The sequence below is a fragment of the Pseudonocardia oceani genome, assembly GCF_019263585.2.
Taxonomy (GTDB): Bacteria; Actinomycetota; Actinomycetes; order Mycobacteriales; family Pseudonocardiaceae; genus Pseudonocardia; species Pseudonocardia oceani.
This window is the reverse complement of the sequence record NZ_JADQDF010000001.1, coordinates 5,146,800-5,161,467: the sequence shown is the minus strand read 5'-3', so window position 1 is coordinate 5,161,467 and position 14,668 is coordinate 5,146,800. Positions and strand designations below refer to the sequence as shown.

The following is a 14,668-nucleotide window of genomic DNA, read 5'->3' as shown; positions in this document are numbered from 1 at the left end:
AGGTGGCCTTCCCGCATCTCGGGAAGCGCGCTCAGGGGCCGGTCAGCAGCCCCCGGAGCCGGGCCACGCGGGCGTCCCAGGTCCAGTCGGCCACCATCCGCTCCCGTCCCGCCGCGCCCATGGCCGCCGCCCGGGCCGGGTCGGCGAGCAGGCCCCCGACCGCCGCGGCCACCGCGCGCACGTCCCGGCCGTCGACGACGTGCCCGGTGACGCCGTCGTGCACGGTCTCCGGCGCGCCCCCCGACCGGCCGACGACCACCGGCAGCCCGCACGCCGCCGCCTCCAGCGCGACGATGCCCAGACCTTCGATGTCGAGCCCGCCGCCGCGGGTGCGGCAGGGCAGGGCGAAGACATCGCCGACGGCCTGGTGCGCGGCGAGCTCGTTCTCGGGCACCGCCCCGGTCAGGACGACGCCTGGCGTCCCGGCGGCGAGGCGGCGCAGGCGCCCGGCGTCGGGACCGTCGCCGACCAGCAGCAGCCGCGCGTCCGGGACCCGTGCGCGGACCACGGGCCAGGCGGCCACCAGGACGTCCTGGCCCTTGCGCGCCACCAGCCGCGACACGCAGACCGCCACCGGGGCCTCCCCGAGGACGTAGCGGGCGCGCAGGGCGGCGCGGGCGGCCGGGTCGGGGCGGAACCGGGCGGTGTCGATGCCCGATGGCAGGTGCTCCAGCACGGCCCGCGGCCCGAACGCCGCGGCGATCCGCCCGCGGGTGTGGCGGGAGATGGTCGTGACCGCGTCGGCGTCCTCGCCGATCCGCCGCAGCGCCTGCCGCGCGCCGGGCAGCATCGACCACCCCACCTCGTGCCCGTGCGTGCTCGCCACGACCCGGGCCACGCCGGCCCGGCGGCGCAGCCACGGCCCGAGCAGGGCCAGCGGGGCAGCGGCGCCGAACCAGACCGTGCGCGCCCCGTGCCGCCGGACCAGGTCGACGGCCCGGCGCGCGACGGCCGGGCCGGGGAGCATCAGCGACGTCGGATGGCGGTGCACCGGGTGGCCGTAGGCGGCGTCGAACTCCGCGGCGCCCGGCCAGGCCGGGGCGTACACGACCAGCTCCCCCGGAGGCAGCCGCCGGGCCAGCTCGTGCAGGTAGGTCTGGATGCCCCCGGTGCGCGGCGGGAAGTCGTTCGTCACCAGGAGGGTGGGCACACGCGCGACCCTAGGACGGGCGGTGAGCCCGGGCGGCGGCCGGTGACCTCGGCCGCCGCCCGAGCCCGGGGAGCGGACGAGGTCTAGATGCGGCGGGCGCCGCTGAACGCGCTGCTGGACACGGTGGCGTACTTGACGACGTCGCCGGTCTGCGGGGCGTTGATCATCTTGCCGTCGCCGGCGTAGATGCCGACGTGGCTGACGGGGCTGTAGTAGAAGACCAGGTCGCCGGGCTGCATGTCGTCCCAGCCGACCGAGCGGCCCACCCCGGCCTGCGCCGACGACGACCGCGGCAACGTGACGCCCGCCTCGGAGAACGCCCACGAGGTGAGGCCGGAGCAGTCGAAGCTGCCCGGGCCCTCGGCGCCCCACTGGTAGGGCTTGCCCAGCTGCGTGATGGCGGCGCGCAGGGCGACGACGCCCGCGCCGCTGCCGCTGATCGGGCCGCTGGGGCCGTCGACGCCCGGGCCGAGGCGGTCGGAGCGCTGCTGCGGGCTGAGCCGCTCCAGCAGGGCCTCGGCCTCCTCGATGCGCACCTCGGCGTCGCGCTTGCGGGCGGCGACCTCCTGCTCGGCTTCCGCGGCCGCGTCGGCGGCCGACTGCGCGCGGGCGGTGGCGGCGTCGGCCTCGGCCTGCGCCGCCTCGGTGTCCTCGACGACGGCGATCAGCTCCGCCAGCGCGATCCGCTGGTCGGACGCCAGCATCTCCAGCACCGACATCTGGTCGAGGAAGTCCTCGGGCGAGCCGCTGGCCAGCAGCGCGTTGAACTGGTCGAGGTTGCCGCTCTCGAAGGTCGTCAGCGCCAGCGCGTCGACCTGCCGGCGGTACTCCTCCTCGGCGGCGCGGGCGGCGTCGGCGGCCTGGCGGGCCGGCTCGACGGCCGCGGTCATCCGCGCGAGCTCCTCCTGCCGGGCGGTGAGCGCATCGGTGGCGGCGTGCCACTCCTCGGTGAGCACCTCGGCCTCGCGCTGCACCTGCTCGAGCGCGGCGGCGGCGTCGGTGGCGTTGTCGGGCGGGGCGGGCTGCGCCGAGGCGGGCGCGACCCCCAGCACCAGGGCCAGAGCGCCGGCCAGGAGCACCGCCACGAGGGCCGGTGCGCCGGGGCGGGTCCTGCCGGGTGACAGCACGCGGACGCGTCTCCTTCGTTCCCACCATCGTGACCGACGTTCTGCTCTACCGGAGCAACGACGCTCGCCGAACGGAGTAACGATGGTGACCGTACGTCGCCCTTCGCGTTCGAATGGCTGACGGACCGCACGGCCTCGGGGAGATTACGGAGGCGACCAGGGGGCGTCCACCACGGGGCGCGACCGGCGCGTCGCGCCCGGCACGCCCCCGAACGGAGGCGTCCACCTGCGGAGACGGTTCGGTAACGCCGTGATGTCACCCCGTGTCACGGGCCGCTCCCCCATCGTCGCGAGCACCGGACGCCGGGCGACGCGGGGCGGCCACCAGCCGCAACCTCGGCACCAGGCCTTGATCTGCGAGCACGGCGAGTGCGCGCTGCTCCGGTGCGTCGAGCTGCACCGTGGACGCGCCGGACGGTCCGTCCTGCGCCGCCGCGACGTCGCCGGACCGGCCCTCGGGCCGCCGGGCCGGGACCGTCGGCACCCCGAGCAGCACGCCGATCACGCAGTCGCCGCAGGCGTTCCCGCGGACCTCGCAGCTCTCACAGTCGACGATCATGTCGCTCCCTCCGGTCGGCTCGGTGCCGTCGGGGAGGGACGCTAGGAGCGACCCCTGACAGTTTCCGGCGGTCAGCCGCGCACGAGCCGCGTGAGGATGGCCGTGGAGGGCACGGTGTAGGCCCCGCGCCGCTGCACCGACCGCACGACCTCGGCGTCGGAGGTGGCCACCAGCACCGGCCGCCCGTGCGGCTCGGCGGCGACCAGCGAGCGGATGACGTCGTCGGCGATCACGCCGGGGTCGCTGAACAGCACGCGCACCCCGCGCGAGCCGCGGATCGGCGCCGCGACGACGCCCGCCCCGTCGAACACGACGGTGACCTCCACCCCGGTGCGCGCGGCCAGCGCCGCGAGCTGCCCGACCAGGCGCGTGCGCTGGTCGGCCAGGGTGAGCTCGGGGTAACCGGTCTTGCTGACGTTGTAGCCGTCGACGACCAGGTGCACGGTCGGCACCGCGAGCAGGGCGTCCAGCGCGGCGAGCCCGTCGACGGCGCCGCCGCCGGCCGCCGCGCCCGCGCCGGTGACGAGGTCGCCCGGCCGCGGCCCGCCGCCGCCCAGCGCCAGCTCGCGGCGCAGCCCGGTGACCGCGCCGGCGAGGGTGTCGACGAGCAGGCCCAGGCGCACCTCGTCGGCCTGCCGGGCCTCGCGGGCCGCCTGCCGGGCCGCCGCGACCTCCGCGGCCGCCCGGTCGGCCCGCCGCCGCTCCTGCTCGGCCCGGCCGCGCTCGCGCTCCACCTCGGCCCGAGCATGCGCCAGCTCGGCCGCCGACGACGCCCGCAGCTCCTCGACGACCCGGTCGGCCTCCGCGCGCCCGTCCAGCAGCGTGCGCAGCTTCGCGCCCTGCTCGGACACGCGTCGGCGCAGCTGCTGGTACTCCGCGTCGCGCTGGTCGCCCGCCGAGCGGGCCTGCTCGCGGGCCTCACCGAGCTCCCCGCGCAGGCGCTCGAGCTCGACCGACAGCTTGTCGACCCGCGACAGCGCGGCGTCGCGCTCGGCGCGCAGCTCCACGACGTCACCGCGGTGGGCCGCGGCGGCCACCGCCTGCGCCGCCGCCTCGTCGCCGGCCAGCACCGCGGCGGCCGCGGCCGTCAGCGGGTCGTCGGCGGCGGGCACCAGCTCGCCGGACCGGTGCTCGTCCCACCAGGCGACGACGGCCGTGCGGAACACGGTGGAGGCGCGCAGCTCCGCCAGCAGCGCCGGGCCGCCGAGCTTCGCGCGCTTGGCCGGGGTGAACCGGGCGAGGCGGCGCAGCGGGACCGGCACCTCGGTGGCCGGCATCCCGCCGACCGCCGTGGCCGCGACGTCCGCGAGCCGGGCGCGCACCGCGTCGGGCAGGCGCGACCAGTCGACGGGGTCACCCCCCTCGGGGGCCGGTGTCGCGGACATCGGTCCAGGTTATCCGCGTTCCGGCCCGCACACCGGCGCCGCGCTCGGGCGGGCACCGCATCGTGGCCCGGCCCACGTCGGGCGAACGGCACTCCCGCCCGACGGGCCTGGGCGACAGTGCCGTTCGCCCGACGGCTCCGGCGGTGCGAACCGATGTTCGACCGGTTCTGTCGGGGGGCCTCGCTAGCGTGCGGCCCGTGACCGCTCCCCCGGCCTCGCGCGAGACCCGCCCGCCACCCGAGGTGCAGAAACCGCCCCTCGAGGTGCAGCTGTCGTTCGACGAGCTGGGCACGCCCCTGCGCGAGGTCACGTTCGTCGTGCTCGACCTGGAGACCACCGGCGGCTCCGCGAAGAAGGACTCCATCACCGAGATCGGCGCGGTGAAGGTGCGCGGCGGGGAGCGGATCGGCGAGCTGTCGACGCTCGTCGACCCGGGCGTCGGCATCCCGCCGGGGATCGTCGCGCTCACCGGGATCACCACGGCTATGGTGCGCGCCGCTCCCCCGGTGCCGGCCGTGCTGCCCGCTCTGCTGGAGTTCCTGCGCGGGTCCGTGCTGGTGGCGCACAACGCCCCGTTCGACACCGGCTTCCTGCGCGCCGCGTGCGAGCGCCACGGACACGCCTGGCCCCGCCCGCCGGTGCTGTGCACCGCGCGCCTGGCCCGGGCGGTGCTGCCCCGCGAGGAGGCCCCGAGCGTCCGGCTGGGGGCGCTGGCCGCGCTGTTCGGCACCGCCACCACGCCCGACCACCGCGCCCCGGCCGACGCCGCGGCCACGGTCGAGGTGCTGCACCACCTGCTGGAGCGCATCGGCAACCTCGGCGTGCAGAGCCTGGAGGAGCTGCTCGCGCTCGCCAAGGACTCCGCGCCGCACCGGCCCACCACCGGGCAGCGGCGCAAGCGCACGCTGGCGCGGGGCGTCCCGTCGGCGCCGGGGGTGTACCTGTTCCGGGGCCCGCGCGACGAGGTGCTCTACGTCGGCACGAGCGGCGACCTGGCCCGCCGCGTCCGCAGCTACTTCACCGCCGGGGAGCGCCGGCGGCGCGTGCGCGACATGGTCGCGCTGGCCGAGCGCGTCGACACCGTCGTCTGCGCGCACTCCCTGGAGGCGTCGGTGCGCGAGCTGCGACTGATCGCCGCGCACCGGCCCCGCTACAACCGGCGCTCGCGCAACCCGCAGCGCGGCTGGTGGGTGGCCGCCACCGTCGAGCCGTTCCCGCGGCTGTCGGTCGTCACGACGCCGCGGGAGGGCGCGCTGGGGCCGTTCCCGTCCCGGCGGGCGGCGGGCACGGCGGCGGAGACGCTGCTCGACGCCGTGCCGCTGCGCTCCTGCACGCCGCGCATCCCCCTGCGCCCCACCGGCACGCCGTGCGCGCTGCACGACATGGGCCGCTGCGCCGCGCCCTGCGCCGGGCTGCAGACCGCGGCGGAGTACACCCCGGCCGTCGACGCGCTGGCCGACCTCGTCGACGGCCGCGACGACACCCCGCTGCGCCGCCTCGCCGACGCCGTCGACGCGCTGGCCGAGCGCGAGCGCTTCGAGGACGCGGCGGTGCGGCGCGACCGGCTGGCCGCGCTGATCCTCGCGCTCGCGCGCACGCAGCGGCTCGCGGCGCTGGCGCAGGTCGACGAGCTGGTCGGCGCCCGGCCCGACGGGCGCGGCGGCTGGGAGGTGGCAGTGCTGCGCCACGGGCGGCTGGCCGCGGCCGGGGTGGCGCCGCGCGGCGTGGCCCCGATGCCGGTGATCGACGCGCTGCGCCTGGGCGCGCAGACGATCCTCACTGGCCCGGGGCCGCTGCGGGGGGCGCCGCACGAGGAGGTCCGGCTGCTGCACCGCTGGCTGGCCACCGGCGGCACCCGCCTGGTCCACAGCGCGCCCGAGTGGGCCGAACCGGCCCGCGGTGCCCCTTCCTGGACGGCGTGGGCCGAGCGCGCCCGTCCGCTGGAGGTGCCGGGCGACTGACACCGCGCCACGGGCTACGGTCGGCACGCCGGGCCGCGCCCGCCCCGGCCCGCCGACGTACAGGGAGCCCGCCGTGATCACCGCGATCGTCATGGTGCACACCGCCGCCGACCGCATCCCGGAGACGGCGCAGGCCATCGCCGACCTCGAGGGCATCAGCGAGGTCTACTCCTGCGCGGGTGACGTCGACCTGATCGCGATCGTCAAGGTGGCGCAGCACGACGAGCTCGCCGACGTCATCGCCGGGCGGCTGAGCAAGATCGACGGCGTCACGCGCACCGACACCCACATCGCGTTCCGCTCCTACTCCCGCGCCGACACCGAGGACACCTTCTCCGCCGGCCTGGGCTGAGCCGAGCCGTCCCACGCAGGGGCCGTCCCACGCAGGGTCCGTCCCACGCAGGGTCCGTCCCACGCAGGGTCCGTCCCACGCAGGGTCCGTCCCACGCAGGGTCCGTCCCACGCAGGGGCCGTCCCACGCAGGGTCCGTCCCACGCAGGGGCCGTCCCACGCAGGGTCCGTCCCACGCAGGGTCCGTCCCACGCAGGGGCCGTCCCACGCAGGGGCCGTCCCACCTTGTGGTCAGGCTAGCCTCACCTCTGATCACGACGAGAGGACGGCTCCCGCCATGCCCACCCCCCATACCCGTCGCCCGCTCGCGGCCGTCGCCGCGGTCGCCGCGGCGCTCGTGCTGTCGGCCTGCGGCGGGAGCACCGGTACCCCGGATCAGGCCGCCGCGCCGCGCACCGTCGCGCACGCCCACGGCGAGACGCAGGTGCCGGCCGATCCGCAGCGGATCGTCGTGCTGGAGCCCGTGCAGCTCGACACGACCGTCGCGCTGGGCCGCGTCCCCGTCGGGGCGGCCGTGCTCAACCCGACGGCCTCGGTCCCGGCCTACCTCGGCGACCAGGCGCGGTCGGTCACGCCGGTCGGCACGGTCGCCGAGCCGTCGCTGGAGGCGGTCGCCGCGCTGGCCCCCGACCTGATCCTGGGCACGGAGTCGCGGCACAGCGCGCTCTACGACGGGCTGTCCGCGATCGCCCCGACCGTGTTCATGGCCAGCCAGGCCGACCCGTGGCAGGACAACGTCCGGTTCGTCGGGCAGGCGCTGGGCGCCGACGCCGAGGCGCAGGGCCTGCTCGACCGCTACGAGCAGCGCTGTGACGAGGTCGCCACCGCGTACGGCACCGCCGGCCGCACCGCGCAGCTCATCCGCCCGCGCGACGGCCAGCTCACCCTCTACGGGCCCACCTCGTTCGCCGGCAGCACGCTCGAGTGCGCCGGCTTCACGACCCCGCCGCGGGACTGGGAGGACTCGATCTCGGTCGACCTCTCCCCGGAGTTCGTCCTGGACGCCCGGGCCGACCTCGTGCTGGTCACCGGCACCACCGCGGGCGACGAGTCGGTCATCCCGCCCGCCGTCTCGGCGGTGCGCGCCGAGTCCTTCCCGGACCTGCACGTCGTCGACCAGTCTTTCTGGATCACCGGCGTCGGCCCGCTCGGCGGCCTCACGGTGCTCGACGACCTCGAGCGGATCCTCTCCGGGGCGGCCGCGTGACGGGAGCGTTCGACGCGTCGCCCAACGCCCTGTTCGAGACCCGGGTGGCCGCGGTCGGCCGGGTCTCGCCGGGGTTCGTGCGGCTCACGCTGCACGGCCCCCAGCTGGCGCACTTCGTCGCGCACGGCCCGGACCAGCGGATCAAGCTCCTCGTGCCGCAGAGCGGCTACCCGAAGGCCTTCGCCCCGCGCGCCGAGCCGGTGCCCGAGCGGGAGTGGCGCGCGACGTGGCGCGAGCTGCCCGACGCCGGCCGCCCCGTCCTGCGCAGCTACACGCCTAGCGCGGTGCGGACGACGGACCACGAGGTCGACGTCGACGTGTTCGTGCACGCCAGCCCGGGCCCGGCGAGCCGGTGGGCGGCCGCGGCGCGGGTCGGCGAGCGCCTGCTGGTGTCCGGGCCGGACGTGCGCCGGGGCCGGCCGGGCCACGGCGTCCAGTGGCAGCCCGGCGACGCCGACGCGGTGCTGCTCGTCGCCGACGAGGCCGCGCTGCCCGCCCTGCGCCGCATCCTCGCCGCGCTCGCTCCCGGCGTCGGCGGCACGGCGCTCGTCGAGGTGGACGACCCCGCCGACGCCGTGGCCGCTCCGCCCGGCGTCACCGTGACCCGGCTCCCCCGCGGCGGACTGCTCGCGGCGGCCGGGGTCTGGGTGCAGGAGCACGGGGCGGCGGCGGCAGCGCACGGCCCGGGCTTCTACGCGTGGGTCGCGGCGGAGAGCACCCGCGTCGCCCGGGTCCGGGCGCTGCTGGTGGAGGTCGGCGTGGCTGCGGGCCGGGTGAGCGCGCAGGGCTACTGGAACGACCGCCCCCGCCCCACCTGACGCCCCGCCCCCGCCCCCGATCTCGTGGCAGTGGAGTGGCTCTACTGGCGCCCAGTGGCAGTAAAGCCACTCCACTGTCGCTGGGGTGGGGGGTGGGCGCCGGTGCGGCGGGCGGGGCCGGGCGTCAGCGCAGGCTCGTCGACACCTCGGCCCAGCGGGCCAGCAGGCCCTCCGCCGCCCCCGAGTCGATCGCCTCCGCCGCCCGCGGCAGCGCGCGGCGCAGGTCGTCGACCAGGGAGGGGCCGGGGCCGTCGAAGGCCACCAGCGCCGCCGCGGAGTTGAGCAGCACCGCGTCGCGCACCGGACCGTGCTCCCCGGCCAGCAGGGCCCGGAACACCCCCGCGTTGACGCCGGCGTCGCCACCGCGCAGGTCCTCGCGGGTGGCCGGGGGCACGTCGAGGGCGGTGGGGTCGAGGGTCTCCACCCGCACCTGCGACGCCGACACCACGTGCACCGTGGTCGTGCCGGCGGTGGTGATCTCGTCGAGGCCGTCGTCACCGCGCACCACGAGCGCGGACGTGCCGCGCCCGGCGAGGACGTCGGCGATCACGGGCAGCAGGGCGGGGAACGCGCAGCCGATCAGCGCCGCCGCGGGCTGCGCGGGGTTGGTGAGCGGCCCGAGCACGTTCATCGCGGTGGGCACGCCCAGCTCGCGCCGGGTGCCGGCGGCGTGGCGCATCGCGGGGTGGAACACCGGCGCGAAGCAGAACCCGATCCCGACCTCGGCGACGCAGGCCGCCACCCCGGCCGCGGGCAGGTCGATGGCGACGCCGAGCGCCTCCAGCACGTCGGCGGTGCCGCTGGCCGAGGACGCCGCACGCCCGCCGTGCTTGACGACCGGTGCCCCGGTGGCCGCGACGACGACGGCCGACATCGAGGAGATGTTGACGGTCTGGGCCTGGTCGCCCCCGGTGCCCACGACGTCGACGGCGCGCCCGGGCACGGAGAACCGGTTGGCGTGGCGGAGCATCGTCTCGGCCAGCCCGGCGACCTCGACGGCCGTCTCGCCCTTGGCCCGCAGCGCGACGAGGAACCCGGCGAGCTGGGCGGGCGTGGCCTCCGCGGACAGGACGCGGTCCATCACCCAGGCGGTGTCGCCGGAGTCGAGGTCCTCGCCACGGATCAGGCTGCCCAGCAGCGCGGGCCAGGTGCGCGACCCGGCGCCCTGCTCAGCCACGGTGCGCGACGGGCAGCTCACCGGCGATCGAGCGGCGCAGCACGTCGGCGACGGTCTCGGCGGCGGTGATCGGGTCGAGCGGGTGCACGAGCACCGCGTCGGCCTGGGACCAGGTGGCGAGCCACCGGTCGTCGCGCCGCCGCACCGTGACGATGATCGGCGGGCAGTTCGTGATCTCGTTCTTCAGCTGGCGCGAGACGCCCATGCCGCCGGTCGGCTGGGCCTCGCCGTCGAGCACGGCGAGGTCGACGGATCCGGCGTCGGCGGCGGCCAGCACCTCGGCGATGCCGCTCGCCTCCAGGAACGTGACGCGTCCGAGATCGGGCGCCGGCCGCCGACCGATGGCGTTGACGATGGCCTCGCGGACCTCGGGCCGGTGGCTGAGCACCAGCACGGTCAGGGGTTCCGGGGCGACGGGGCTGTTCACGCGCGGAACTCTAGACCGCGACGTGACGTTGCGATGAGGAACCCGTTGGGTCCCCGACAGGCTGTAGAAGTTGGTCTGGGGTCATAATGCCTTCGTGACGACAGCGGCTCCCAACATCAGCGCGCGGATCCACTCGCTGAACCGGCCCAACCTGGTCAGCGTCGGCACGATCGTCTGGCTGTCCAGCGAGCTGATGTTCTTCGCCGGACTCTTCGCGATCTACTTCACCGCGCGCGCCCAGAACGAGGGCGAATGGCCCCCGGCCCCCACCGAGCTCAACGTGCCCTACGCGTTGGCCGTGACGATCGTCCTCGTGGCGTCCTCGTTCACGTGCCAGTTCGGGGTGTTCGCGGCGGAGCGGGGTGACGTCTTCGGCCTGCGCCGCTGGTACCTGCTCACGCTGGGCATGGGCACGTTCTTCGTGCTCGGTCAGGCGTACGAGTACAGCGTGCTCGTCACCGAGCACGGCACCACCCTGGCCTCGAGCGCGTACGGCACGGTCTTCTACATGGCGACGGGCTTCCACGCCCTGCACGTCATCGGCGGGCTGGTCGCGTTCGTGTACCTGCTCATCCGCACGAGGCTGAGCAAGTTCACGCCGCAGCAGGCCACCGCGGCCATCGTCGTGTCGTACTACTGGCACTTCGTCGACGTGGTCTGGGTCGGCCTCTTCGCCGTCATCTACTTCATCCGCTGAGATGTCAGAAACAGGCATGCCGGAACTACCCGAGGGCGCATCGATGACCACCACACCGAACACGCGCGGGGCGCGCAGCCGGTTCCGGCGCCGCCTCGCGGGCGCGATGGCGCTGGGCATCGGCCTGCTGTCCGCCGGAGCGCTGTACACCGTCGCCACCCCGCAGGCGCAGGTCGCCGTGGCCCAGGAGGCCGACGCGGCCCTGGTCGCGAAGGGTGAGCAGCTCTACAACGAGAACGCGTGCATCACCTGCCACGGCGCCAACCTGCAGGGCGTCAACGACCGTGGCCCGAGCCTCATCGGCGTCGGCGACGCCGCGGCCTACTTCCAGGTGTCCACCGGCCGCATGCCGCTGGCCCGCCAGGAGGCCCAGGCGCAGCGCAAGCCCCCGCGCCCGGCCTTCGACCCGGACACCGAGGAGGGCCAGGCCAACCTCGACGCGCTCGGCGCCTTCATCCAGGCCAACGGCGGCGGCCCGGCCCGTCCGCAGGCCACCGGCGAGGAGCTGCGCGGCGAGAACCCGGCCCGCGGTGGCGAGCTGTTCCGCCTCAACTGCGCGTCCTGCCACAACTTCACCGGCCGCGGCGGCGCGCTGTCCTCGGGCAAGTACGCGCCGACGCTGGACCCGGCGACCGAGACCGTCATCTACACCGCGATGCTCTCGGGCCCGCAGAACATGCCGAAGTTCTCCGACCGGCAGCTCACGCCGGAGGAGAAGGCCGACATCATCGCCTACATCAAGTCCGTGTCCGGTGACGTCGCCAACCCCGGCGGTGCCGGTCTCGGCGGTATCGGCCCGGTCTCCGAGGGCCTCATCGCCTTCATCGTCGGCCTCGCCGGGCTGATCGGATTCGCTCTGTGGCTGGGAGCCAAGTCATGACCCTCTCCGAACGGGACCACTCCTCCGGTCCCGCGCGCCGTCCCACCCCGGCCGAGCTCGACGAGATGACGCCGGACCAGCTCGCCACTCTCGCGGCCAACCTCGACGACGTCGAGATCGTCCACAACGCGCGGAAGTTCCCGATCCCGGGCACCCGCGCGGAGAAGCGGGCCGAGCGCGCCGTCGCGCTCTGGTTCGTCATCTCGGCGCTGTCCGGGCTGGCGTTCCTCGTCGCCTTCCTCTTCTGGCCCTACGAGTACGTCCCGCCGTCGGACCCGGGCTACGGCGTCTACGCGCTGTACACGCCCGTCATCGGCGGCACGTTCGGCCTGGCCGTGCTCGCGCTGGGCATCGGCGTCATCTCCTACGTCAAGAAGTTCTTCCCCGACGAGGTGTCGGTGCAGCAGCGCCACGACGGCATCTCCGACGAGGTCGACCGCCGCACCGTCATCGCGCAGCTGCAGAAGGCGGGCCAGGACACCGGCATCGCGCGCCGCAAGCTGATCACCCGCGCGGCGGGCGGCGCGGCCGGTGTGTTCGGCCTCGGGCTGGGCATCGCGGCCATCGCGCCGCTGGTTCGCGACCCGTGGGAGGGCGGCGACCTCGCGGCCCTGTGGACCACCGGCTGGCGCCCCGTCGACGGCGAGACGGTCTACCTGCGCCGCGACACCGGCATCCCGGACGAGATCTCGCTGGTCCGCCCGGAGGACCAGGAGCCCGGCTCGATGGAGACGGTGTTCCCGTTCCGCGAGTCCGAGCGGGGTGACGAGGAGGCGCTGCTGCACGCGCTGCGCCGCTCCGACAACCCGGTCATGCTGATCCGCCTGCGCCCGGGCACCGAGGTGACCCAGCGCAGCGGCCAGGAGGACTTCCACTACGGCGACTTCTACGCCTACTCCAAGCTCTGCACGCACCTGGGCTGCCCGACGTCGCTGTACGAGACGCAGAGCCAGCGGATCCTGTGCCCGTGCCACCAGAGCCAGTTCCTGGCCACGGAGTACGCCAAGCCGGTCTTCGGTCCGGCCACCAGGTCACTTCCCCAACTTCCGATTACAGTGAATGACGAGGGTTACCTCGTCGCCACCGCCGACTTCCGCGAGGCAGTCGGGCCCGCCTTCTGGGAGCGGAGATCATGAGTTCGATCACCACGCCGACGACGTCCGGGGGCGGTGGCAACGCGCTCGTCGCCGGTGCCCTGGACGGGGCCGACCAGCGCTACCACCCCGCCGCGGGCATGCGGAAGCAGTTCAACAAGGTCTTCCCGACGCACTGGTCGTTCATGCTCGGCGAAGTCGCCCTCTACAGCTTCATCGTGCTGCTGCTCTCGGGCACGTACCTGGCGCTGTTCTACGACCCCTCGATGGCCGAGGTCACCTACGACGGGGTCTTCGACAACCTGCGCGGGGTCCACATGACCCGCGCGTACGAGTCGACGCTCGACATCTCGTTCGAGGTGCGCGGCGGCCTGTTCGTCCGCCAGGTGCACCACTGGGCGGCGCTGCTGTTCATGGCCGCGATGGTCGCGCACATGTTCCGCACCTACTTCACCGGTGCGTTCCGCAAGCCGCGTGAGGCCAACTGGGTCATCGGCATCGTGCTGACCCTCGTCGGCACGTTCGAGGGCTTCACCGGCTACTCGCTCCCCGACGACCTGCTCTCGGGCACCGGCCTCCGCATCGCGTCGGGCATCACGCTCTCGGTCCCCGTGGCCGGCACCTGGATCCAGTGGGCGCTCTTCGGCGGCGAGTTCCCCGGCACCGAGATCATCCCGCGCCTCTACATCATCCACGTGCTGCTGTTCCCGGGCATCCTCCTGGCGCTGATCGGCCTGCACGTCGGCCTGGTCTGGTACCAGAAGCACACCCAGTTCCCCGGCCCCGGCCGCACCGAGCACAACGTGGTCGGCGTCCGCATCCTCCCGGCCTTCGCGGCCAAGGGCGGCGCGTTCTTCGCGGTGTTCGTCGGTGTCAACGGCCTGATGGGCGGCCTGCTCCAGATCAACCCGATCTGGAACCTCGGGCCGTACAACCCGTCGCAGATCTCGGCGGGCTCCCAGCCCGACTTCTACATGGGCTGGTCCGACGGCATGGCCCGGCTCTGGCCCGCGTGGGAGATCTACCTGGGCGACTACACGATCCCGGCGGTGTTCTGGCCGACGGCCGCGTTCCTGCCGCTGATCTTCGTGATCGCCGGCGCGTACCCCTGGCTCGAGGCGCGCTTCACCAAGGACACGGCCCTGCACAACCTGCTGCAGCGCCCCCGCGACGTGCCGGTCCGCACCGCGCTCGGCGCGATGGCGATCATGTTCTACATGGTCCTGCTGATCAGCTCGGCCAACGACTGGTTCGCGTTCTTCTTCGACGTGTCGCTCAACGCCACGACGTGGATGGGACGCATCGGCCTGCTGGTGCTGCCGCCGGTCGCCTACTGGGTGACCTACCGCATCTGCATCGGCCTGCAGAAGGGCGACCGCGCGGTCCTCGAGCACGGCATCGAGACGGGCATCATCAAGCGCCTGCCGCACGGTGAGTTCATCGAGGTGCACCAGCCCCTCGCCGGTATCGACGCCCACGGGCACCCGATCCCGCTCGCGTACCAGGGCGCCCCGGTGCCCAAGCGGATGAACCAGCTCGGCCTGGGCGGTGCGCCGGTCCCCGGCTCGCTGCTCACGCCCGACCCGCGCGAGGAGACCCTCGCGCTGGAGAAGGCCAAGGCCGAGGAGGCCGCGGCCGAGGAGGCCCGCCACGGCGGTCACGACGGCGACGACCAGCGCGCCGCCCGCACCGGTCAGCGTCGCGAACTCGCGGGCAGCTCCGAGGGACGTCCGCTGGACACCGACGACTGACCCCGCCTCCACCCGCACGCACGGAAGGCCCCGCCGGATCCCGGCGGGGCCTTCCACGTGTCCGGGCCTTCGGCGGGCGCCGCG

General features: G+C 75.1%; 14 protein-coding genes. 8 read left to right on the top strand and 6 right to left on the bottom strand.

Features of this window, described 5'->3' with window-relative positions:
• Positions 1 to 31: 31 nt before the first annotated feature.
• The 4 genes from I4I82_RS25700 to I4I82_RS25685 all read right to left on the bottom strand — a co-directional run bounded on the left by I4I82_RS25700 (position 32) and on the right by I4I82_RS25685 (position 4,221).
• A complete protein-coding gene (locus tag I4I82_RS25700; RefSeq protein WP_218596080.1) occupies positions 32 to 1,150 on the bottom strand; it encodes a glycosyltransferase family 4 protein in 1,119 nt (372 codons plus the stop codon).
• Between the two features lie 83 nt (positions 1,151 to 1,233).
• Complete coding sequence (locus tag I4I82_RS25695) at positions 1,234 to 2,277, bottom strand: NlpC/P60 family protein (RefSeq protein WP_218592760.1); 1,044 nt, start codon at positions 2,275 to 2,277, stop codon at positions 1,234 to 1,236.
• A gap of 256 nt (positions 2,278 to 2,533) precedes the next feature.
• Positions 2,534 to 2,836 carry a hypothetical protein gene (locus tag I4I82_RS25690; RefSeq protein WP_218592761.1) on the bottom strand — a complete coding sequence of 101 codons (303 nt, stop codon included), beginning with the start codon at positions 2,834 to 2,836 and terminating at the stop codon, positions 2,534 to 2,536.
• Between the two features lie 71 nt (positions 2,837 to 2,907).
• Entirely contained in the window at positions 2,908 to 4,221 is a 1,314-nt protein-coding gene (locus I4I82_RS25685; RefSeq protein ID WP_218592762.1) for an NYN domain-containing protein, read from the bottom strand.
• A 263-nt stretch (positions 4,222 to 4,484) separates the two neighbouring features.
• On the opposite strand from I4I82_RS25685, the gene I4I82_RS25680 reads away from it, so the two are divergent.
• The 4 genes from I4I82_RS25680 to I4I82_RS25665 all read left to right on the top strand — a co-directional run bounded on the left by I4I82_RS25680 (position 4,485) and on the right by I4I82_RS25665 (position 8,558).
• Positions 4,485 to 6,182, top strand: a complete 1,698-nt coding sequence (locus I4I82_RS25680; protein ID WP_372451505.1) for a DEDD exonuclease domain-containing protein — start codon at positions 4,485 to 4,487, stop codon at positions 6,180 to 6,182.
• 73 nt (positions 6,183 to 6,255) lie between these two features.
• Entirely contained in the window at positions 6,256 to 6,534 is a 279-nt protein-coding gene (locus I4I82_RS25675; protein ID WP_218592763.1) for an Lrp/AsnC family transcriptional regulator, read from the top strand.
• Between the two features lie 276 nt (positions 6,535 to 6,810).
• Complete coding sequence (locus tag I4I82_RS25670; protein WP_218592764.1) at positions 6,811 to 7,740, top strand: ABC transporter substrate-binding protein; 930 nt, start codon at positions 6,811 to 6,813, stop codon at positions 7,738 to 7,740.
• On the top strand, positions 7,737 to 8,558 hold the full coding sequence (locus I4I82_RS25665; protein ID WP_218596079.1) for a siderophore-interacting protein: 822 nt from the start codon (positions 7,737 to 7,739) through the stop codon (positions 8,556 to 8,558). The genes I4I82_RS25670 and I4I82_RS25665 overlap by 4 nt, the downstream gene beginning before the upstream one ends.
• 124 nt (positions 8,559 to 8,682) lie before the next feature.
• Here I4I82_RS25665 and trpD read toward each other — a convergent pair whose 3' ends face one another.
• On the bottom strand, positions 8,683 to 9,735 hold the full coding sequence (gene trpD, locus I4I82_RS25660) for an anthranilate phosphoribosyltransferase (protein WP_218596078.1): 1,053 nt from the start codon (positions 9,733 to 9,735) through the stop codon (positions 8,683 to 8,685).
• The gene (locus I4I82_RS25655; RefSeq protein WP_226370248.1) at positions 9,728 to 10,162 is read right to left on the bottom strand and encodes a response regulator; all 435 of its coding nucleotides are present in this window, start codon (positions 10,160 to 10,162) and stop codon (positions 9,728 to 9,730) included. The genes trpD and I4I82_RS25655 overlap by 8 nt, the downstream gene beginning before the upstream one ends.
• A 94-nt stretch (positions 10,163 to 10,256) precedes the next feature.
• Here I4I82_RS25655 and ctaE point away from each other — a divergent pair, with 94 nt between their 5' ends.
• From ctaE to qcrB, 4 genes are read left to right on the top strand one after another with little or no spacing between them, the layout of a single operon-like run.
• Positions 10,257 to 10,859, top strand: coding sequence for an aa3-type cytochrome oxidase subunit III (gene ctaE / locus I4I82_RS25650; RefSeq protein ID WP_443690129.1), 603 nt, complete (start codon positions 10,257 to 10,259; stop codon positions 10,857 to 10,859).
• A gap of 43 nt (positions 10,860 to 10,902) precedes the next feature.
• Complete coding sequence (gene qcrC / locus I4I82_RS25645) at positions 10,903 to 11,739, top strand: cytochrome bc1 complex diheme cytochrome c subunit (protein ID WP_218593854.1); 837 nt, start codon at positions 10,903 to 10,905, stop codon at positions 11,737 to 11,739.
• Complete coding sequence (gene qcrA / locus I4I82_RS25640; protein WP_218593853.1) at positions 11,736 to 12,875, top strand: cytochrome bc1 complex Rieske iron-sulfur subunit; 1,140 nt, start codon at positions 11,736 to 11,738, stop codon at positions 12,873 to 12,875. The genes qcrC and qcrA overlap by 4 nt, the downstream gene beginning before the upstream one ends.
• Entirely contained in the window at positions 12,872 to 14,584 is a 1,713-nt protein-coding gene (gene qcrB / locus I4I82_RS25635) for a cytochrome bc1 complex cytochrome b subunit (protein ID WP_218593852.1), read from the top strand. The genes qcrA and qcrB overlap by 4 nt, the downstream gene beginning before the upstream one ends.
• Positions 14,585 to 14,668 lie beyond the last annotated feature (84 nt).

Bases quoted from the DNA above. Each gene is read 5' to 3' on its own strand.
- I4I82_RS25685 (WP_218592762.1), bottom strand. From the start codon at position 4,221: ATGTCCGCGACACCGGCCCCCGAGGGGGGTGACCCCGTCGACTGGTCG.
- I4I82_RS25690 (WP_218592761.1), bottom strand. From the start codon at position 2,836: ATGATCGTCGACTGTGAGAGCTGCGAGGTCCGCGGGAACGCCTGCGGC.
- qcrB (WP_218593852.1), top strand. From the start codon at position 12,872: ATGAGTTCGATCACCACGCCGACGACGTCCGGGGGCGGTGGCAACGCG.
- qcrA (WP_218593853.1), top strand. From the start codon at position 11,736: ATGACCCTCTCCGAACGGGACCACTCCTCCGGTCCCGCGCGCCGTCCC.
- I4I82_RS25670 (WP_218592764.1), top strand. From the start codon at position 6,811: ATGCCCACCCCCCATACCCGTCGCCCGCTCGCGGCCGTCGCCGCGGTC.
- qcrC (WP_218593854.1), top strand. From the start codon at position 10,903: ATGACCACCACACCGAACACGCGCGGGGCGCGCAGCCGGTTCCGGCGC.